Origin of the sequence: Nocardiopsis sp. MG754419 (assembly GCF_018207095.1) — a bacterium.
Lineage (GTDB): Bacteria > Actinomycetota > Actinomycetes > Streptosporangiales > Streptosporangiaceae > Nocardiopsis.
Window position 1 is genome coordinate 56792 of sequence record NZ_QOCZ01000005.1, and the last position, 20375, is coordinate 77166.

The window sequence follows — 20375 nt, forward strand, 5'->3', positions numbered from 1 at the left end:
GGCGAGGCTACGCTTCACTCGGACAGTGAGTCGTAGAGGGCTGCTTGGAGGAATCAGGTGCGTATCGCGCGTTTCGCGGCCGGTGACGAGGTCGGTTTCGGTCTGGTCGAGACGGACACGGACAGCGGGGAGGACTTCGTCGCCCGGCTGACCGGACACCCGCTGCTGGGGGACATCAAGCTCACCGGTGAGCGCGCCAAGCTCTCCGACGTGCGGTTGCTCTCGCCGGTGCTGCCGACCAAGGTCGTGTGCATCGGTAAGAACTACGCCGAGCACGTCGAGGAGATGAAGGACATCACGGGGGAGACCACCGACGAGCCGGTGGTGTTCCTCAAGCCGTCCACGGCCGTCACCGGGCCCGGGGACCCGATCTTCCACCCGACGGTGACCGAACGCGTGGACTTCGAGGGCGAGATGGCCATCGTCATCTCCCGCCCCTGCCGCGAGGTGCCGCGCGAGCGCGCCAAGGACGTCATCTTCGGTTACACGGTCGCCAACGACGTCACCGCGCGCGACCTGCAGAAGACGGACAAGCAGTGGACGCGCGCCAAGGGGTTCGACTCCTTCTGCCCGATCGGCCCGTGGATCACCACCGGACTGAGCATCGAGGAGGCCGAGAACCTGCGCGTCACCACCACGGTGGACGGAGAGACGCGTCAGGACGGACGCACATCACAGTTCATCCATGACATTCCGGGCATCATCTCCTACGTCACCTCGTTCATGACCCTGCTTCCGGGCGACGTGGTCCTGACCGGTACGCCCGCCGGTGTGGGCCCCGTGCAGGTCGGCCAGGAAGTGGCCGTCACGGTGGAGGGCCTGGGCACCATCGCCAACCGCGTGGTGCACCGGGACTGATCCCGAACGAGCCGTGCGCGGGCGAGGGCCCGCGCACGGTCCACCCCGTCGGGCCGCGTGCCCCGACCGAGCGAAAGGACCCGTCGTGGCCTCCGGAAGCCGTCGTCTCCTGCCTTTCGCCTTCACCGGTGCCCTCACCCTGGTCCTGGCCCTGGTCGGCTCCGGCCTGTGGTTCCTCGTCAGGCCCCTGTCCGACCCCGGGCGCGAGGGCGACGGCGACGAGGATCGGAACGGCCAGGTGCGCCTCATGCTCGCCGGGGACTCCATGACCCACGGCGCCGACGGCGACCGGACCTGGCGCTACCACCTGTGGAACCACCTGGAACCGCACGTGGACGGTCTGGACTTCGTGGGTCCCTACACCGCACCCGCCACCCCCGAACAGATCGTGCCGCCGGAGATGGTGGGGGCCGATCCGAGCGAGGGCGACCCCGACAGCGTCGACTACCGGGATCCCGACTTCGACCAGGACCACAACGCCCGCTGGGGGCGCACCCTGGCCGACGCGACGACCACCATCACCTCGGACGTGGCCGAACACCGGCCGGACGTGCTGTGCGTCATGATCGGGCTCAACGACCTGCTGTACCCCGTCACCGACCGGGAGATGGAGGAGCGCATCCGCGCCTACGTGGAGGGCGCCCGCGAGGCGAACCCGAACATCCGCGTCCTGTTCGCGCAGGCGTTGCCCATCACCATGGCCGAGCGTGACGAGGGCTTCGCGCTGCGCCTCTACGTGTACAACGAACTCGTCCACAAGCTGACCCGGGAGCTGTCCAGCGCGCGTTCGCCGGTGGTGGGCCTCGACCTGGCCGGCGCGGAGTCCTGGAACGTGGAGACCGACACCTACGACGGCACCCACCCCAACGACGCCGGGGAACTCAAGATCGCGGCCGGGTTCGCCGACGCCCTGTCCGACGCGTTCGGCCTGGGTCCGGGCTACCCGCGACCGCTGCCCATCGCCCCCGTGCCGAGCACCGACACCTCCTGAGTAGCCCCACCGATCCCCGAGTCCGCAGCTCCGTGACCGGGCCACCGCTACCCTGGGGCCCGTGACTGAGACTCCGATTCGTACCCGCTTCGCCCCGTCCCCGACCGGCATGTTCCACGTCGGTGGCGCCCGTTCCGCGCTCTTCAACTGGGCGCTCGCACAGCAGCAGCCCGAGGGCCGCATGGTGCTGCGCATCGAGGACACCGACGCCGCCCGCAACCGCCCCGAATGGACCGAGGGCATCATCCGCGCGATGTCCTGGATCGGCATCGACGAGAGCGACCCGCACTTCGAGGGCCCCTACTTCCAGTCGTCCTACGTCGACCAGCACCGCGAGACCGCGCAGGAGCTGTACCGCTCCGGCCGTGCCTACTACTGCGACTGCACCCGCGAACAGGTGCAGGAGCGCCGTGACAACCCGCACCTGGGCTACGACGGCTTCTGCCGCGAGCGCGGCCTGGAGCCGGGCCCCGGTCGGGCCCTGCGCTTCCGTGTGCCCGAGGGCGGCCCCACCGTCGTGAGCGACCGGATCCGCGGTGACGTGGAGTTCGACCACGCCGCCATCGAGGACTTCGTGATCGCCCGCGCCGACGGTTCCCCGCTGTTCGTGCTGGCCAACGTCCTGGACGACGTCGAGATGCGCATCACGCACGTCATCCGCGGCGAGGAGCACCTGTCCAACACCCCCAAGCAGCAGTTGCTGTGGGAGGCGCTGGGGCTCACCCCGCCGGTGTGGGCGCACCTGCCCGTCATCGTCAACGAGCAGCGCAAGAAGCTGTCCAAGCGCCGGGACAAGGTCGCCCTGGAGTCCTACCAGGAGGAGGGCTACCTGGCCGAGGCGATGGTCAACTACCTGATGCTGCTGGGCTGGGCGCCGGGTGACGACCGCGAGATCATGCCGTGGTCGGAGATGATGCCGCTGTTCCGCGTCGAGGACGTCAACAGCTCCAGCGCGTTCTTCGACGAGAAGAAGCTGCGCGCCTTCAACGGCGAGTACATCCGCGCGCTGACCGTCGAGGACTTCGTGGCCCGCTGCCGGCCGTGGCTCACCGGGGAGGACACCCCCTGGGACGCGGACGACTACGACCCCGAGGTGTTCGCCGCGGTGGCCCCGTTGGCGCAGAGCCGCGTGGCCGTGCTCGGCGAGATCGTCCCCAACGTGGACTTCCTGTTCCTGAAGGAGCCCGTGGAGGACGAGAAGAGCTGGAAGAAGGCCATGAAGCCGGGTGTGGGCCGGGAGATGGTGGAGGCCGCCCTGGCGCGCTACGCCGACCCCGAGCTGCCCTGGACCGCCGACGCGCTCAAGACCGCCACCGAGGAGACCGGTGCGACCCTCGGGCTGAAGCTGGGCAAGGCCCAGGCCCCGGTGCGCGTGGCCGTCACGGGCCGGACCGTCGGGCTGCCGCTGTTCGAGTCCCTGGAGCTGCTGGGCCGCGAGCGGGTGCGGGCACGCCTGGAATCCGCCCTGGAGAGGCTGCGCCTGGAGGAGAAGGCGGACCAGGAGAGCTGATCCGGACGGGGTGGTCGGGCCCACAGGCCCACCGCCCCGTTTCCGGTTCGCGAGCACTCGGAATGTCCGCTAGAGTTGTCCACGTCGCCGAGGGGGACAGGGAAGCGAAAGCGACCGGGTCCTCCCAAAGCATTGGCCTATGGTGTAATCGGCAGCACGACTGATTCTGGTTCAGTTAGTCTAGGTTCGAGTCCTGGTAGGCCAGCAACTTCATCGCCTCGGGTGATGAAGGCACGGTCTTCGGACCTGAAGTGCGCCCCCGTCGTCTAGTGGCCTAGGACGCCGCCCTCTCAAGGCGGTAACGGCGGTTCGAATCCGCTCGGGGGTACCAACAGGGAGAGGTTTCCACGCTGTGGGAGCCGTCTTCCTGAGCCGGTGCTTGTCATCGGTGTCCGGTTCGCGCAGGTATCATGGTTTTCGTGATCCACGCGGATCGTGTCCGGGCCCCCGTCGTCTAGTGGCCTAGGACGCCGCCCTCTCAAGGCGGTAACGGCGGTTCGAATCCGCTCGGGGGTACCAGTGAAGGCCCCACCCGGTTCGGGTGGGGCCTTCGTCGTTCCCGGGGTCAGCCCGCGGTGGCGGTCAGCCGCTCCCGCTCCTGCGGGGGACCGCCGGCGGAGCCCACCATGGCCACCAGCTGATCCACCAGCCACCCGGCCAGTTCCCCCCGGTCCATGTCGCGCTCGCGCAGCCACGACAGGACGGCGGTCTCCACCACCGACACCCAGCAGCGCAGGGCCAGCGACAGCCGCGGCGAGGGGTCCACGATCCCGGCCCGACCCAGAATGAGCGCGCGCACGGCCCGGCGGACCCGTTCGATCTCCGCCTCCGTCTCCTCGGTCGCGATGACCGAACCACCGTTGAGCAGGGCGGTGTAGGAGGGGGCGTAGGCCGCCGAGAAGGCGATGAAGGCGTCCAGGGCCGCACGGACCTGTGCCAACGGCGGCAGGTCCGCTGGCGGCTCCAACTCCTCCAGGAGCTCCGACATCGCCCGCGCCAGGGCCGAGCGGCGGAGTTCCGCCATGTTGGGGAAGTACCGGTAGACCAGGGCCCGCGAGACGTCGGCCTCCTGGGCGATCTCCTCGGGGGTGACCTCACCCGGTGGGCGTCGGGCGAACACGCGCAGCGCCGTGCGGATGAGGTCCTCACGGCGTTGCTGCGGCGCCATGCGGCGTGGCCGCCGCCCGGCCTCCGGCCCGTGGGCCGTGACCTCCGTGCCCGTCACCCGCGCCCGGTGACGGTCGGTTCTCGGGGACACCACCGTTGTCGCGCACCTCCTGGAACGCTCCTGGTCCGATGCTTCGAAACTACCGCCCGGTCGCGCCCGCGCCCAGGGCGGAACACGAACGCCCGGCGTCCCGGGACGCACGGGGTGGGTGGTTCCCGTGGCCCGAGGCTTCCCGGGGGAGGGCCCGGAGCGCGGCCGCGGGGCTCAGAACGGCGGAGTCGCCCGCGCGTAGCCGCGCAGGGCGGCGGGGGACAGGCGCGACAGCGCCAGACCGAGGTGCGCCTCGGTGGTGACCGGGACGAGGTCGGGGTCGTGGGCCAGGGCGTCGAGGACGCGGCGGGCGGCGCGCTCGGGGGTGTAGCCGCGCAGCCGGAAGAGCCGACGGAGGCGGACCCTGGTCCGCTCCGGCTCGCCCATCCCCGACAGACGCGCGCGGGCGACGATGTCGGTGTCGACGAGACCGGGACAGACCGCGGTCACGGTCACCCCGCGCCCGGCGAGCTCTCCCCGCAGGGAACGGCTGAGCGCCAGCACCGCGGCCTTCGTGGCGGAGTAGGCGCCGTAGACCCGCGAGGGCATGTAGGCGGCGGCGGAGGCGGTGTTGACGATGCGGCCGCCGCCCCCGGCCGCGACCATCATCGGGGCGAAGGCGCGACAGCCGTGGATCACGCCCCACAGGTTCACGTCGACGACCCGCGCGAGGTCCGCTGTGGTGGCGTCCAGGAACGGCCCGGCCACCCCGACGCCGGCGTTGTTGACCACCAGGTCGGGGACCCCGTACTCCGCGCGCACGTGGGCGGCGAGCGCCTCCATGGCGGGGCCGTCGGTGACGTCCACGCGTCGGGCGCCGGATCCGGGCGTGACCCGCGAGCACAGCTCGGCGGTGCGTTCGGCGGACGGACCGTCGATGTCGACGGCGACGACGCGGGCGCCCCGCGCGGCGAGTTCCAGGGCCAGACCCCGACCGATGCCGCTGCCGGCCCCGGTGATCACGGCGACCTGTCCGGCGAAGGCGCCGCCGCGTCGACGGACCCGGGCCGCTGTGGCGGGCCGGGCCGCTCGCGGCGCCCCCGCCTCGATCTCACCGACGAGGGCGCGGACACGCCGGGCCACCGCCTCGGGAGCCGAACGCAGCGACCAGTGGCCGCCGTGGAAACGGTGGAAGCGGAAGTCCGCCACGCGGCGGCCGGCATCGGACTGGAGTTGTTCGACCACGAACGCGTCGTGGGTGGGGGCCAACACCTGGACGGGCACAGTGGTGCCGACCGCGGTGGGCCTCGCGACCCGGCGCGGCATGTTGGCGCGATACAGCTCCAGCCCGTTGAGGTAGTCGCGGGTGGTGCGCCGGGCCGGGACCCGCGGTCGTCCGCCGAGGCGTTCGAGTCCGGCCAGGGCCGCGCCGCCCACCCCGCTCAGCCAGGTCGCCTCGGGGAGTCCCGGCAGGGTGAAGAACCCGATGTAGCCGGAGCGCGCGAGTTGGCGCAGGACCGTGCGGACACCGTCGGGAGCCTCCCGTGTCCACCGCCCGATGTGGTCCAGGCTCGGGCCGGACACCGAGGAGAAGGAGGCGAACCGGTGCCCGTGCTCCGGCTCCGTGACCGCGTGCCAGCCCTGGATGGAGCCCCAGTCGTGGGCGACCAGGTGGACGGGCCGGTCGGGGCTGACCGCGTCGGCGACGGTGCGCAGATCGTCCGCGAGCCGGTCGAGCAGGTAGCCGGAGCGGTCCTCGGGGGCGGTGGACCGCCCGGCGCCGCGTACGTCGTAGGTGACGACGTGGTGATCGGTGGCCAGGTCGGCCACGAGGGCGTCCCACACGGTCGCGTTGTCCGGGTAACCGTGGACCAGCACCAGCGTGGGTCGGTCGGGTGCGCCGTACGTGTAGACGGCCAGGCGTTGGCCGTCGGGCGTGGTGACGTGGCGGTGGGGCCGGGTGCTCATGGGGTCGTGTCCTCCTCGGTGACGCCGGGGGGCGATCGGAACCGACGCCGGGGACGTCGGTCCGCCGGGCCGGGGACGCTGCCGTGGCCGGGGGTGATGGCGCGGGCCGTCCGGGCGCGGGGGAGCGTCGTCGGGCCGGTCGGCGCTTCGGCGGCGAGGCGCGTCCCCTCGGCCGACCGGGGTCCGTCGTGGGTGCCGACGGGCGTCACCACCGCCTCCGGGGCCGGTGGCGGTCGGGCCGCGGAGCCTCGGGTCCGGGCTCGGCCGGGTCCGGACCCGTGGCCCCGGTCACGCTCTCGTGCGGCATGCCGTCATGTTAGACAGGGTGTCAACAAGTGTCCACGAGCCGGCTCCGGGCGGGTGGAGCGGCGACACGACGAGGGCGGCACCCGCGTCGGGTGCCGCCCTCGTGCCGGGGCGCGTGGTACGAGGGAGGGGGTCAGTGCCCGCCCTCGTAGGTGTGCAGTGACTCGCTGATCTTCTCCGCCGCCGACACCACCGCCTGGGAGTGCATGCGCCCGGGAGAGCGTGTCAGCCGCTCTATCGGGCCGGAGACCGACACCGCGGCGATCACGCGGCCGCCCGGGCCCGCCACCGGCGCCGACACCGAGGCCACGCCCTGTTCGCGTTCGGCCACGCTCTGGGCCCAACGGCGACGGCGTACCTGGGCCAGACTGGCCGCGGTGAAGCGGGCGCCCACCAGGGAACGGCGGATGCGGTCAGAGTCCTCCCAGGCGAGCAGGACCTGGGCGGCCGAACCGGCGTTCATCGGCAGTTCGCTGCCCACGGGCACGGTGTCCCGCAGGCCGCTGCTGCGCTCGGAGGCGGCCACGCACACGCGCAGCTCGCCCTGACGACGGTAGAGCTGCGCGCTCTCACCGGTGAGGTCGCGCAACTGGACCAGGACCGGCGCGGCCACGGCCAGCAGACGGTCCTCGCCGGTGGCGATCGACAACTCGCCCAGGCGCGGCCCGAGGACGAAGCGGCCCTGGCTGTCCCTGGTCACCATGCGATGACGTTCCAGTGCGACGGCGAGACGGTGGGCGGTGGGGCGGGCCAGGCCGGTGATCTGGACCAGTTGGGCCAGGGACGCGGGCCCCGACTCCAGGGCGTCGAGGACGGACATGGTCTTGTCCAGGACACCGACACCGCTGGATGAGCTAGAGTTGTCCATGGCTTGATATTGCCGTCTCGAAATATGGAATGCAAGTCGGGCCGAAGTCCGCGCGACGGTCCCGGGTACGTCAGTGGTACGGCGGGACCGTAGACCCGAGAAGACACGAGAGAGGCGATCTCCCATGGCACGCACGATGGCCGAGAAGGTCTGGGAGGAGCACGTCGTCCGACGTGCCGAAGGCGAGCCGGACCTGCTCTACATCGACCTCCACCTCGTTCACGAGGTGACGAGCCCCCAGGCCTTCGAGGGGCTCCGTCTGGCCGGTCGCCCCGTCCGCCGTCCCGACCTCACCATCGCCACCGAGGACCACAACGTCCCCACGATGGACCTCCTCGCGCCCATCGCGGACCCGGTCTCGCGCAAGCAGGTGGAGACACTCCGCAAGAACTGCTCGGACTTCGGCGTGCGCCTGCACCCCATGGGCGACATCGACCAGGGCGTCGTCCACGTGGTGGGCCCCCAGCTCGGCCTCACCCAGCCGGGGATGACCGTGGTCTGCGGCGACAGCCACACCAGCACCCACGGCGCGTTCGGCGCGCTGGCCTTCGGTATCGGCACCAGCCAGGTCGAGCACGTGCTGGCCACCCAGACGCTGCCGATGCAGCCGTTCAAGACGATGGCGGTCACGGTCGACGGCACGCTCCGGCCCGGGGTCTCCGCCAAGGACATCATCCTGGCCGTCATCGCCAAGATCGGCACCGGCGGTGGCCAGGGCTACGTCATCGAGTACCGGGGCGAGGCCATCGAGGCCCTGTCCATGGAGTCCCGGATGACGGTCTGCAACATGTCGATCGAGGCGGGCGCCCGCGCCGGCATGATCGCCCCGGACCAGACCACCTTCGACTACGTCCAGGGCCGCCCGCACGCGCCGCAGGGCGCCGACTTCGACGCGGCCGTGGAGCACTGGAAGAGCCTGCGCACGGACGAGGGCGCCGAGTTCGACGCCGAGGTGGTCCTGGACGCGAGCGAGCTCAGCCCGTTCGTCACCTGGGGCACGAACCCGGGTCAGGGTGTGCCGCTGGACGCCTCCGTGCCCGACCCCGCCTCCTACGAGGACGCCTCGGCGCGCGCCGCCGCGGAGAAGGCCCTGGCCTACATGGACCTGACCGCCGGCACGCCGATGCGCGAGGTCTCCGTCGACACGGTCTTCCTCGGCTCGTGCACCAACGGGCGGATCGAGGACCTGCGGGCCGCCGCGGACATCATCCGTGGCCGCAAGGTGGCCGACGGCGTGCGCATGCTCGTCGTCCCCGGCTCCATGCGGGTCAAGGAGCAGGCCAACGAGGAGGGCCTGGGCACGGTCTTCGAGGAGGCCGGCGCCGAGTGGCGTGAGGCCGGCTGCTCGATGTGTCTGGGCATGAACCCCGACCAGCTCAAGCCCGGAGAGCGCAGCGCCTCCACCTCCAACCGCAACTTCGAGGGACGCCAGGGCCGCGGTGGCCGTACCCACCTGGTCTCACCGCAGGTCGCCGCGGCCACCGCGGTCCGCGGCACCCTGTCCTCCCCGGCCGACCTGTAGTCGCCCCGACCCGTATAGGAGAGTCCTCCATGGAGAAGTTCGACGTCCACACCGGTCGGGCCGTGCCGCTGCGCGCGAGCAACGTCGACACCGACCAGATCATCCCCGCCGTCTACCTCAAGCGGGTCAGCCGCACCGGTTTCGAGGACGGCCTGTTCGCCGAGTGGCGCCGGTCCGACCCGGACTTCGTCCTCGACCGCCCCGAGCACCAGGGGGCGACCGTGCTGGTGGCCGGTCCCGACTTCGGCACCGGTTCCTCCCGTGAGCACGCCGTGTGGGCCCTGCAGGACCACGGGTTCAAGGCGGTGCTGTCCTCCCGCTTCGCCGACATCTTCCGCGGCAACTCGCTCAAGGGCGGTCTGCTGACGGTTCTCCTGCCCCAGGAGGTCATCGACCGCATCTGGGCGGCCGTGGAGGCCGACCCCACCGTCGAGATCACCGTGGACCTGCTGGAGCGCCGGGTGCGTGTGCCGGCCGCGGAGGTGGAGGAGTCCTTCGAGCTGGACGACTACACCCGCTGGCGGCTGCTGGAGGGTCTGGACGACATCGCGCTGACGCTCCGTCACACCGACGACATCACCGCCTTCGAGGGCACCCGGCCGTCCTGGAAGCCGGTCACGATCTAGTCGCGAACCGGGCCGGAAGGCCCGTCAGGACACGGGATCGAGGGTCGCTGTGACGCAGCGCACCCTCGGTCCCGAATAATTTTACCTTTACTTGACGTGAGCATTCGCTTACCGACTTTGTGTCCTTAAGGCCGGCGACCGGGGAGCCCGGAATCCGGTTATACGTAGGCTTTTGAGGCCCACAGAAGAGGGCAAAAGGGACGCGTTCTCTGCTCCGTCTCCTCTGTCCCTTCCGTTGCGGAGCGTGACATCGCAGGTCGGGAGGGGACCGACACGCCTTCCCCACGGGCGTTTGTATTTGTGTAAGGGGCGCTGCTTCCCCTAATTTCGTGCGAGCAAGGGGGAACCGGAGGAACCTTATGAACAAGCGTGACCTGATCGACGCGATCTCCGACCGTCTCGGAGACAAGAAGACCGCGACCGAAGCGGTCAACGCTGTGCTTGAGACCATTCAGGCCACTGTGGCGTCGGGCGACAAGGTCGCCATCACGGGCTTCGGCGTTTTCGAGAAGTCCGAGCGTGCGGCTCGCACCGCGCGTAACCCCGCCACCGGCGCCACCATCAACGTCCCCGCGAGCTTCGTTCCGAAGTTCCGCGCCGGCGCTGACTTCAAGGCCCTGGTCAACGGCGACAAGAAGTAGTCTCCTCGCCACCGGCGAGAAGACGTACCCGCCCGGGTCCCTTCAAGGGGCCCGGGCGGAGTGCTGTCCAGGGTCGTGCGCGGGGCTCCGCTCCGGCCCCTCCACGGCCCTCAGGGCGCCGTGGGGCGCCTCACAGGGCCCGTTCCGGCGCAAGGGGCACCACACGCCCCGCCAGAGCGCGTGTGCGCGGTCCCAGGCCCAGCATCGCCGCGGCCGTCAGGTCATCGGGGGTGTCCACGTCCCGGCGCACCGATTCCACGTCCGGTGGAGACAACTCCCGCGCCCCGCCGTCCAGGTGTCGGGAGCGCGAGGCCCCCTCGAAGGCCGGTGCGAACGGCCGGCCCGGAGCGGCGGCCAACAGGGTGGTGCCCACCCGTGGCGTGTCCGCCAGGAAGGACCGCTCGTGGTCGGCCGCGATGGCCAGAACACGCTCCAACTCCGCCGTGCGCAACGCCGGCAGGTCCGCCGACAGCGCGCACAGGCCGATCTCGGGGCGGTGCGCCCGCGCGGCCCGCGCCCCGTGCTCCAACGCCGGGTTCAGGCCGCCCTCGGGCTCCCCGGACACCACGACCGCCCCCAGCGCCGCCAACGCGACGTTCGCGCGCGCGTCGTCGGTCACCACGAACACCGTGCCCACGGACGGGCAGGCGCGGGCCGCCGCCACGGTGTCGCAGGCGATCGCGAGCGCCAGGTCCTCGCGCAGGTCGCCGGCGGCCCGGGCCAGTCGACTCTTGGCCAGACCGAGGTGCTTGACTGGGACGATCAGGGACCAGCGCACCCCGGGTCGAGAGGACCCGCCTCGCTCTCCACTGCCGGTCACGGTTCCCCCGGAACTTGATACGGCGACGACAGTGACGAGGGTAGATGTTCGGGGACCGGCGCGGCGCGGACACCCTAGACTGAATCGGTTGTGTCGAAGTGAGGAGTCCCGTGGCCAAGCAACGAGAATCGCGATGGGTCAAGTGGGTCGTGTCCCGGATCGTCCGTATCGTCCTCTGGTTGGTGACCAAACCGGAGTGGAAGGGGACCGAGCACGTCCCCGCCCAGGGCGGCGCGATCATCGCGACCAACCACCTGTCCGTGACCGACCCGCTGACGGTCGCCCACTTCCTCTACATCGGTGCCCGACGCTGGCCCACCTTCACCATGAAGGACGGCGTCATGAAGATCCCCGTGGTCCGCTCGGTCGCCAGGAGCACGGGGCAGATCCCGGTCAAGCGCGGCGGCGCCGACGCCGTGAAGGCGCTGGGCGAGGCGGAGAAGGCCTTGGTCCAGGACGGCTCGTCGGTGATCTTCTACCCCGAGGGCACCTGCACGCGTGACCCGCACCTGTGGCCGATGACCGCCAAGAACGGCGTGGCCCGCCTGGCGTTGTCCACCGGCGTGCCGGTCGTGCCGGTCGCCCACTGGGGCGAGCAGCACATCCTGCCCTACGGCGAGAAGAAGCCCCGCCTGCTGCCGCCGCGCAAGCGCGTGCAGTTCACGGCGGGCCCTCCGGTGGACCTGGCGGAGTTCCGGGACCAGCCGATCACGGCCACCGTGCTGGACGAGGCCACCCGCAGGATCATGGCCGACATCACCGCCCTGCAGGCGGAGATCCGCGGCGAACAGCCGCCTGCCGAGCCCTTCGACTTCAGGAAGGCCCGCAAGGAGCGGGCCGCGGTCGAGCGCGGCGAACCCGCCACGGACGACCAGGGTGCCGCCGCCGAGACCGAGCGGCCCGCGGTCGAGACCACCGACGGCGACAACGGGAAGAACGACACGGGGGCATGAACCACTACATGAGCGATGACAAGGTGAAGGTCGCGGTCCTGGGCGGCGGGTCCTGGGGGACCACGTTCGCCAACGTCGTCGCCGACGCCGCCGACCTCGCCCGTAAGTCGGGGGAGGGGCGCACCGTCGAGGTGGTCCTGTGGGCGCGCCGGAGCTCGATCGTGGACGCGATCAACGAGTCGTCGGAGAACCCCGACTACCACCCCGGTCTCATGCTCAACGCCGGGTTGCGCGCCACCGTCGACGCCACCGAGGCGCTGGCCGGCGCCGACGTCGTGGTGCTGGCCGTTCCCTCCCAGTCCCTGCGCGGCAACCTCACCGCCTGGAAGGACGCCTTCCCCCGCGAGGCCGCGGTGGTGAGTCTCATGAAGGGCGTCGAGCTCGGCACCCTCATGCGGATGAGCGAGGTCATCGGCGAGGTCCTGGAGCTGCCCGCGGAGCAGATCGGCGTGGTCTCCGGCCCCAACCTGGCCCGGGAGATCGCCGAACGCCAGCCCGCCACCGCGGTCGTGGCCTGTCCGCACGAGCCCACGGCCGTGCGCTTGCAGTCGCTGTTCAAGTCGGCCTACTTCCGCCCCTACACCAGCACCGACCTGGTGGGTGTGGAGATCGGCGGCGCCATGAAGAACGTCATCGGCCTGGCGGTGGGCGTGGCCGAGGGCATGGGGTTCGGTGACAACACCAAGGCCTCGCTCATCACCCGCGGCCTGGCCGAGACCACCCGACTCGGCGTGACGCTGGGCGCCGACGAGCACACCCTGTCCGGCCTGGCCGGCATGGGCGACCTCGTCGCGACATGTTCCTCCCCGCTGTCGCGGAACCGGACCTTCGGTGAGAAACTGGGCGCCGGCAAGACCCTCGAACAGGTCGTCGCGGAGACCCGCCAGACGGCCGAGGGGGTCAAGTCCTCCGAGTCGATCCTCGAACTCGGCTGGGCCCACGGGGTCGACATGCCGATCACCGAGGCCGTCGTCAAGATGATGCACCACGACCTGAGCCCGGCCCAGGCGCTCGCGGAGTTCATGTCCCGCAGCACCAAGCCGGAACGGTACGGGGTCTGAGAGCGAGCACGATGTCACACACACCTGGGTCCGGGACCGCCGGCGAGCACACCAGGGCGGTCTCCCTCCCGGAGGCGCCCGTCCCCGCCGAACGCCCGATGCGGATGCCCGTCCACCGCGCCACCACCTACGCGTTCGACACCTCACAGGGGTTCGCCGACGTCCTGGCGGGCGCGCGGGACGGCTACTCCTACGCGCGCATCGACAGCCCCACCGTGGACGCCTTCGCGGACGCGGTCGCGGCCCTGGAGGGCGCCGGTCTCCCGGACCGTGTCCGCGGTCAGGCCTTCGCCTCCGGAATGGCGGCGATCAGCACTGTACTGCTGGCCCTCACCGAGTCGGGGGCGCACGTGGTGGCGTCCCGTTCCATCTACGGCAACACCCACTCGTTGCTGGACCGCCTGCTGCGCCGGTTCGGCGTGCGCACGGACTTCGTCGACATCACCGACCTGGACGCGGTGCGCGCCGTGGTCACCCCGGACACGCGCGTGGTGTTCACCGAGACGCTGTCCAACCCCGCCATGACCGTCTCCGACCTTCCCGGGTTGGCGCGGATCTCCCGTGAGGCCGGTGCCGCCCTGGTGGTGGACTCCACGTTCGCCTCGCCGGCAGTCTGCCGCCCCCTGGAGTTCGGGGCGGACGTCGTCGTGCACTCGGCCACCAAGTACCTGGGCGGGCACAGCGACACCACCGGCGGCGTGGCCGTGGCCTCGCCCGAACTCATCGAGCGGATCCGCTCCGCCCGCATCGATCTGGGCCCGTGCCTGGCCCCGGACGAGGCCTACCTGCTGCACCGTGGACTGGAGACCCTGCCGCTGCGGGTCGCGCGCCAGTGCGCGACCGCGTCGGCGTTCGCCGCCGCGCTGGAGGGCCACCCGTCCGTGGCGCGGGTCGACCACCCCTCCCTGGTCGCGCACCCCGAGCACGACCTGGCGGGCAAGCTGTTCGACGAGGGCCGCTACGGCGCCGTGGTCACGGTGCACCCTCGCGGGGGTCGCGACGACGGCATGGCCTTCGCCGACCGGTTGCGGGTGGCCACCATCGCCGCGTCCTTGGGCGGTACGCACACCCTGGCCGGGCACGTGGCCTCCACCTCGCACCGCAACATGACCGAGGCCGAACTGACGGCCGCGGGCATCTCCCCGGGCGCGGTACGGTTCTCCATCGGCTTGGAGGATCCCCAGGACCTCATCGACGACGCCCTGGCGGCGCTCGACGGGGGAAACTGACACACGGGACATTCCACGTGTTCCGGTTTCATCGGTAGGCGAGATAAGGTCTGGCAGCATGTCGTCCGAGCAGCGCAAGATTCGGGTCGCCGTCGTCTTCGGCGGTCGTAGTTCCGAACACGAGATCTCCTGTGTCACCGCGGGCAGCGTCCTGTCCGTGATCGACACCGACCGTTACGAGGTCGTCCCGGTCGGGATCACCCCGTCCGGTCACTGGGTGCTGACCTCGGGCGATCCCGAGAGCCTGCGCATCGACGCGCAGTCCAAGGCGCTGCCGTCGGTCGCCGAGGGCGGCACGGAGCTGGCGCTGCCCTTCGACGGCCCCGGTCGACTCATGACCGTGTCCCCGGACCAGGGCACCGGCCGGCTGGCCGAGGTGGACGTCGTGCTGCCGCTGCTGCACGGCCCCTTCGGTGAGGACGGCACCATCCAGGGGCTGTTCGAGATGATGGGCGTGCGTTACGCGGGCGCCGGGGTGTTCTCCAGCGCCGCCGCCATGGACAAGGTGTTCATGAAGGCCCTGCTCGTCGGCAACGGCATCCCCACCAGTGACTTCGTCGCCATCACCGGACGCGCCTGGCGCGACGAGCGCAAGAAGGTCCTGGACGACATCGCCGAGCTGGGCGAGACGGTGTTCGTCAAGCCGGCGCGCGCCGGCAGCAGCGTCGGCATCACCCGGGTCAGGGACTCCTCCGACTCCGACGCCGTCATCGCCGCCGTCGAGGCCGCCCGCGAACACGACCCCAAGGTGCTCGTGGAGGCCCAGATCGTCGGCCGCGAGATCGAGTGCGGTGTCCTGGAGGCCGAGGACGGCGGCACGCCGGACGTCTCCCTGCCCGCCGAGGTGCACGTGGCCGAGGGCTTCGACTTCTACGACTTCGAGGCCAAGTACCTGTCCACGAGCAGTCTGACCATCCCCGCCGAGATCCCGGAGGAGGCCGTCGTCCGTCTGCGACGGATGGCCGCCGACGTGTTCGAGGCCATGGGCTGTGAGGGCCTGGCCCGGGTGGACTTCTTCTACACCGAGGACGGCCGCATCCTCGTCAACGAGCTCAACACGATGCCGGGCTTCACCCCGGCCTCGGCGTTCCCGCAGATGTGGGAGGCCACGGGCGTGGACTACGCGACCCTGGTGGAGCGCATGATCACCACGGCCCTGCGTCGCGACCCGGGCCTGCGCTAGGAGCCGGTCGGCGAAGAACGGGGGCGGGCGATCACACGGTCGCCCGCCCCCGTTCCGTGTTCGGCCGATCCTCCACGGGCCGGTGACGGCCCCCGGGACACCTCACGTCCGGGAGGTGTCCCGTCGACGGGCGTGCGCGGTGACTCCGGGTCCTCAGGACACCTCGGGAGGGGCCTGCGGCGCCCCGTGCGGGGACCGCCGCGGAGACTCCGGCTCTTCGGAGAGCAGTTCCCGGGCGAGGAGCGTGCCGCCGGCGGTCGCGGCGGGGAACACCGCCACGGCCACGAACGGGATCGCCAGCAGGAAGTACGTGGGGACGGCGAAGCCCAGCACCCGCCAGCGACGGCGGGCCATGTGACGGCGGCGGTCGCGGATCCGCAGCATCCCCCGGCGGTCGAAGGCGCTCGCGGTGAGTTCGACCCCCAACAACCAACCGCCCGTCACCGCGGTCAGCACGGGACCGACCATCCAGCCGATCAGCGGGATCAGCCCGAGCAGGAACGCGCCGACGGTCACGGTGAGGGAGACCAGCACGATGCCGACCGACTGGCGGACGGAACGCACGGCCGAGGACACCAGGGACTCCTCCGGTGCCTCCGGGGCCCCGCCCAGTTCCTCCTCGACCATCTCGGCGATCTTGTCGTAGATCGGCGCTCCGAGGGCCAGGGTTACGGTCGTGAAGGCCACCACCATCACCAGCACCGACCCGGCCAGCAGGCCGAGTGAGAGCGCGCCGCGCAGTAGCCCGCGCCAGGTGGCGTCCCAGTCGGAGGCGAACGGCGTCGACCACGCCACCAGGTCCTCCAGGTTGAGGACCAGGGTCACCAGCACCGCCACGAACAGCAGTGACGTGATCAGGGCCGGCAGGGCGCCGAGCAGGAACAGGCGTGGTCGGCGCAGGACGATGCCCAGGCCACGGAGCAGGGTGCCGAACCCGGCGAGGGCTTCACGTACGGGATTCACACGCCGAACCCTAGCGCCCGGAGACCGTTCGGTACCATCCGGGCTCGGACAGCAGTTCGGCGTGGGTGCCCGACTGCAACACCCGACCGTCGCGGACCACGTGGATCCGGTCCACCCGGTCCAGCCCGGTGAGGTCGTGGGTGATGAGCAGTGTGGAGAACCCCTCCGTGGCGTCGAGCAGGTCTGCGACCACGGCGTCCCGGGTGTCCGGGTCCAGGTGCGCCGTCGGCTCGTCCAGCACCAGCACCCGGGGCGCGGCCAGCACCGCGCGGGCCAGGGCCAACCGTTGCACCATGCCGCCGCTCAGACCGAGCCCGTGCGACCCGACCCGGGTGTCCAACCCCAGGGGCATCGCCTCGACCTCACCGGCCAGGCGGGCCCGGCGCAGGGCCTCCCACAGCGCGTCGTCGGAGCAGCCGGGCCGCGCCAGGCGCAGGTTCTCGCGCAGGGTCGAGCCGAACACGTGCGGGTCCTGCGGTACCCCGGAGACCACGCACCGCACCTCGTCGGCGGGGAGTGCGGTGATGTCGGCACCGCCGACCTCCACGCGCCCGCCGTCGGGGTCGCGGAAGCGCAGCAGGACCGACGCCAGGGTGCTCTTGCCCGCACCGCTCGGCCCGATCACGGCCACGGTCTCGCCTGCCGCGATCTCCAGGTCGACCCCGTCCAGGGCCCACGGTTCCTCGGGCCCGTACCGCACCCGGAGGTCGCGGACACGGACGGGGACGGCGGCGTCCGGATCGACCACCGGAGCCTCGCGTTCCGAGGACCCCTCACGGTGGGGATCCTCGTCGAGGGACGGCCCGGCCAGAGAGGGCGGTGTGTCCAGGATCCCGAACAGCCGCTCACCCGACGCCCGGATCGAGCCCAGGCGTGCGGCGACGGCCGGCAGGGGTGCGACGATCTCGAAGGCGGCCAGCGTCGTCAGCACCAGCACGGCCAACGCGGTGGGGCCGATCGCGCCGTCCTCCACGGCCGTCACCCCCAGGAACAACGCCCCCCACACGGTCATCCCGGTGATGAGGGCGGTGAACCCGGCGCTCAGCCCCAGGGTGGCGGCGTCGCGGCGAGCCACCCGGGTGAGTTCGGCGTCCGCCTCCATGACCCGGGCCACCTGTTGGTCCATCGCCCCGTAGGCGACCAGGTCGGGTGCGCCCTGGAGGGTGTCCACCAGGGTGGTGGACAGGACACCGCGCGCCGCCGCCTCGCGCCGTCCCGGTCCCCGGCCCAGTGCGGCCGCCATGAGCGGGACCGCCAGACCCGCGAGCAGCAGACCCCCGGCCAGCAGCAGCCCGCCCGGCACGTACACCACGGTCAGGAACAGCACGGTGGCGCCGCCGGTCACCACGGACACCAGCGGCGGGGTGAGCCCGCGCACCAACAGGTCGAGCGTGGTCTCGGTGTCGTTGACCAGACGGGAGACCAGGTCCCCGGAACGGAACCGGCCGAACGGCTCGGTCCGCGCCAGCCGTTCGTAGACCCGCACGCGCACCTGGGCGAGGGTGCGGAACGCGGCGTCGTGGGTCACCAGACGTTCGAGGTAGCGCGTCACGCCCTTGCTCACACCGAGGGCGCGGGTGGCGACCACGGCCACGCTCAACGCGGTGATCGAGGGATGGTTCGCCGCGGTGGCCAGCATCCACGCGGCCACGCCCAGCAGGGCCACCCCGGAGCCGGTGGCGGCGGCCCCCAACAGCACGCCGAGGGCGAAGCGGGCGCTCCGCGGCCGGGCCAGACCGATCATCCGGAGCAGGGGGTCCCGACGCCGTTCGCGCGCGTCGACGGCGACATCGGTGGGCGGGGCGCTCATGGTGCGACCCTCTCGCTGAGCAGGGGCAGGTGGGCGGTGCGCAGGTGGGTCCCGGACACGGAGGCGGCCCAGCCGGTGTCGTGGGCGACGATCACGGCGGTGCGCCCCTCCAACAGCCGGGCCACCGCGGTGCGCACCGCCGCGGCGTTCTCCGGGTCCAGATGGGCGGTGGGCTCGTCCAGCAGCACCAGGGGCGCGTCCCGGCACAGTGCCCTCGCCAGGGCGATGCGTTGGCGCTGACCGGCCGACAACCGTGCTCCGCGTTCACCCAGCCGAGTGTCGTAGCCCTGGGGCAGGGCGCGGATGAACCCGTCGGCCTCGGCGAGCCGCGCGGCCTCCCGGACCCGCGCGAGATCGGCCTCGGGGGCCCCGAGTCGGATGTTGTCGGTCACCGACACGTCGAACAGGTACGGGTGCTGCGGGACCCAGGCGATGCCCGCGCGCCAGTCCTCGACCGGCACGTCCTCGAACGGGGTCCACGCGCCACCGGGGGCGCGCACGGAGATCCGGCCCTCGGTGGGCGTGTTCAGGCGCAGCAGCAGGGACAACAGGGTGGTCTTGCCCGATCCGCTGGGGCCGGTGAGCAGCAGGTGTTCGCCGGCGTGGAGGGTCAGGTCCACTCCGGCCAGGGCGGGGGCGTCCCGTCCGGGGTGGCGCATCCCCACCGCCTCCAGCCGCAGGTCGCCGCCGGCCGCCGGGGAGGCCTCGCCGGTAGGGGGCGGGGCCGGACGGTCGGAGTCGTGGCCGCGCTCGCGTTCCAGCTCGGTGAAGACCTGGTCGGCCGCGGCGATCCCCTCCATGCTGGCGTGGAACCGGGCGCCGACCTCGCGCAGCGGCAGGTACGCCTCGGGGGCCAGGATCAGGACGAGCAGGGCGGTCTGGTAGTCCATGTGGCCGCCCAGCAGGCGCAGCCCGACCTCCACCGCGACCAGGGCGACGGCGAGGGTGGCGAGCAGTTCCAGCGCGAAGGCGGACAGGAACGCGATCCGCAGCGTGCCCATGGTGGCCTTGCGGTGGTCCTCGCCCACCTGACGGATGATCGCGGCCTGGGCCTTGGCCCGGCGGAACACCGCCAGGGTCTGCAGCCCCTCCACCACGTCGAGGAAGTGGCCGCCCAACCGGCTCAGCAGTTTCCACTGACGGTCGGTGCGCTGCTGGGTGTGCATGCCGATCAGCGCCATGAAGACGGGGATGAGCGGCAGCGTGACCAGGATGACGATCCCGGAGATCCAGTCGGCCCAGAACACCACGGCCAGGACGGCCAGCGGCACGATCGCGGAGAGCACCAGCTGGGGAAGGTAGCGGGAGAAGTACTCGTCGAGGGCGTCGAGTCCGCGGGTGGCCAGGGTGACGAGTTCCCCGGCCCTGGGCGCGCCGTCCTCGCGGTCCCCGCCGTCGGCCAACCACACCCTGCCGGAGCCGGTCACGTGGGAGACGAGTCTGCGGCGCAGCTGCGACTTGGTGCGGGCGGCGCTGTGCAGTGCGGAGGTCTCGGCGACGTACGACAACAGCGCGCGGGTGAGGGCGACCGCGGCGACCAGGCCGATCATCGGGCCGAGGACGTCCATGCCCTCCCCGGCCCAGGCGCCCGTGATGACGCGGGCCAGGAGCCAGGCCTGGGCGAGGATCAGGCCGGTGATCAGCACGCCGCCGGCGACGGTGACGGCCAGGTGGACGCGGACCGCGCTCGCGGTGCGGACCAGACGCGGATCGAGCGGTTTCATGCGCGGGAGACCTCGTGTGGACGTCGGGACGGTCCCGTGCGGGCGGGACCGCGATGGCCGGAGAACGCTGGGTCGCGGTACGGGCCCAGTATCGCCCCCGTGGCCCGGACGGCGCCGTACCCCCGGCCTCCGGGGCGATACGGA

The 20375-nt window shown here is 71.7% G+C and carries 17 protein-coding genes and 3 tRNA genes; 13 read left to right on the top strand and 7 right to left on the bottom strand.

Annotated features, from left to right (window positions below; translation table 11 throughout):
• The first annotated feature begins 57 nt into the window (after window positions 1-57).
• The 6 genes from DSY14_RS01965 (at window position 58) to DSY14_RS01990 (ending at window position 3878) form a co-directional block, all read left to right on the top strand.
• Window positions 58-858 (top strand): fumarylacetoacetate hydrolase family protein, encoded by an 801-nt coding sequence (locus tag DSY14_RS01965; RefSeq protein ID WP_211714667.1) that lies wholly within the window; start codon window positions 58-60, stop codon window positions 856-858.
• An 85-nt stretch (window positions 859-943) separates the two neighbouring features.
• Complete coding sequence (locus DSY14_RS01970; RefSeq protein ID WP_211714668.1) at window positions 944-1849, top strand: GDSL-type esterase/lipase family protein; 906 nt, start codon at window positions 944-946, stop codon at window positions 1847-1849.
• A gap of 61 nt (window positions 1850-1910) precedes the next feature.
• Window positions 1911-3359 carry a glutamate--tRNA ligase gene (gene gltX / locus DSY14_RS01975; protein ID WP_211714669.1) on the top strand — a complete coding sequence of 483 codons (1449 nt, stop codon included), beginning with the start codon at window positions 1911-1913 and terminating at the stop codon, window positions 3357-3359.
• Window positions 3360-3492: 133 nt separating this feature from the next.
• Window positions 3493-3564 (top strand) — tRNA-Gln (locus DSY14_RS01980).
• A 50-nt stretch (window positions 3565-3614) separates the two neighbouring features.
• Window positions 3615-3690: transfer RNA gene (locus DSY14_RS01985), tRNA-Glu, on the top strand.
• Between the two features lie 112 nt (window positions 3691-3802).
• A tRNA-Glu gene (locus tag DSY14_RS01990) sits at window positions 3803-3878 on the top strand.
• Between the two features lie 46 nt (window positions 3879-3924).
• Here DSY14_RS01990 and DSY14_RS01995 read toward each other — a convergent pair.
• The 3 genes from DSY14_RS01995 to DSY14_RS02005 form a co-directional block, all read right to left on the bottom strand.
• Window positions 3925-4527: a TetR/AcrR family transcriptional regulator gene (locus tag DSY14_RS01995; RefSeq protein WP_211714705.1), complete on the bottom strand. Its 603-nt coding sequence runs from the start codon at window positions 4525-4527 to the stop codon at window positions 3925-3927.
• Window positions 4528-4791: 264 nt separating this feature from the next.
• Window positions 4792-6525, bottom strand: a complete 1734-nt coding sequence (locus DSY14_RS02000) for an SDR family oxidoreductase (RefSeq protein ID WP_211714670.1) — start codon at window positions 6523-6525, stop codon at window positions 4792-4794.
• Window positions 6526-6964: 439 nt separating this feature from the next.
• Window positions 6965-7651: an IclR family transcriptional regulator gene (locus tag DSY14_RS02005; protein ID WP_283091572.1), complete on the bottom strand. Its 687-nt coding sequence runs from the start codon at window positions 7649-7651 to the stop codon at window positions 6965-6967.
• A 172-nt stretch (window positions 7652-7823) separates the two neighbouring features.
• Here DSY14_RS02005 and leuC point away from each other — a divergent pair, with 172 nt between their 5' ends.
• From leuC to DSY14_RS02020, 3 genes are all read left to right on the top strand, one after another.
• Window positions 7824-9221: a 3-isopropylmalate dehydratase large subunit gene (gene leuC / locus DSY14_RS02010; protein ID WP_211714672.1), complete on the top strand. Its 1398-nt coding sequence runs from the start codon at window positions 7824-7826 to the stop codon at window positions 9219-9221.
• 29 nt (window positions 9222-9250) lie between these two features.
• On the top strand, window positions 9251-9847 hold the full coding sequence (gene leuD / locus DSY14_RS02015) for a 3-isopropylmalate dehydratase small subunit (protein ID WP_211714673.1): 597 nt from the start codon (window positions 9251-9253) through the stop codon (window positions 9845-9847).
• A gap of 359 nt (window positions 9848-10206) precedes the next feature.
• Window positions 10207-10488, top strand: coding sequence for an HU family DNA-binding protein (locus DSY14_RS02020; RefSeq protein WP_014910144.1), 282 nt, complete (start codon window positions 10207-10209; stop codon window positions 10486-10488).
• A gap of 130 nt (window positions 10489-10618) precedes the next feature.
• Here the strand turns inward: DSY14_RS02020 and cofC are convergent, their stop codons facing one another.
• A complete protein-coding gene (cofC, locus tag DSY14_RS02025; protein ID WP_211714674.1) occupies window positions 10619-11266 on the bottom strand; it encodes a 2-phospho-L-lactate guanylyltransferase in 648 nt (215 codons plus the stop codon).
• Window positions 11267-11418: 152 nt separating this feature from the next.
• On the opposite strand from cofC, the gene DSY14_RS02030 reads away from it, so the two are divergent.
• The 4 genes from DSY14_RS02030 to DSY14_RS02045 are packed head-to-tail and all read left to right on the top strand — an operon-like array spanning window position 11419 to window position 15734.
• The gene (locus tag DSY14_RS02030; RefSeq protein ID WP_211714675.1) at window positions 11419-12261 is read left to right on the top strand and encodes a 1-acyl-sn-glycerol-3-phosphate acyltransferase; all 843 of its coding nucleotides are present in this window, start codon (window positions 11419-11421) and stop codon (window positions 12259-12261) included.
• Complete coding sequence (locus tag DSY14_RS02035) at window positions 12258-13322, top strand: NAD(P)H-dependent glycerol-3-phosphate dehydrogenase (protein ID WP_374223972.1); 1065 nt, start codon at window positions 12258-12260, stop codon at window positions 13320-13322. Before DSY14_RS02030 ends, DSY14_RS02035 begins: the two co-directional genes overlap by 4 nt.
• Window positions 13323-13333: 11 nt before the next feature.
• Window positions 13334-14551, top strand: a complete 1218-nt coding sequence (locus tag DSY14_RS02040) for a PLP-dependent aspartate aminotransferase family protein (RefSeq protein WP_211714677.1) — start codon at window positions 13334-13336, stop codon at window positions 14549-14551.
• A 58-nt stretch (window positions 14552-14609) separates the two neighbouring features.
• Window positions 14610-15734 (top strand): D-alanine--D-alanine ligase family protein, encoded by a 1125-nt coding sequence (locus DSY14_RS02045; RefSeq protein WP_211714678.1) that lies wholly within the window; start codon window positions 14610-14612, stop codon window positions 15732-15734.
• A gap of 153 nt (window positions 15735-15887) precedes the next feature.
• On the opposite strand, the gene DSY14_RS02050 is transcribed toward DSY14_RS02045, so the two are convergent.
• From DSY14_RS02050 to cydD, 3 genes are read right to left on the bottom strand one after another with little or no spacing between them, the layout of a single operon-like run.
• A complete protein-coding gene (locus DSY14_RS02050; protein ID WP_211714679.1) occupies window positions 15888-16697 on the bottom strand; it encodes an EI24 domain-containing protein in 810 nt (269 codons plus the stop codon).
• Between the two features lie 10 nt (window positions 16698-16707).
• On the bottom strand, window positions 16708-18507 hold the full coding sequence (cydC, locus tag DSY14_RS02055) for a thiol reductant ABC exporter subunit CydC (RefSeq protein WP_211714680.1): 1800 nt from the start codon (window positions 18505-18507) through the stop codon (window positions 16708-16710).
• Window positions 18504-20231, bottom strand: a complete 1728-nt coding sequence (gene cydD, locus DSY14_RS02060; RefSeq protein ID WP_211714681.1) for a thiol reductant ABC exporter subunit CydD — start codon at window positions 20229-20231, stop codon at window positions 18504-18506. Before cydD ends, cydC begins: the two co-directional genes overlap by 4 nt.
• Window positions 20232-20375: the final 144 nt, after the last annotated feature.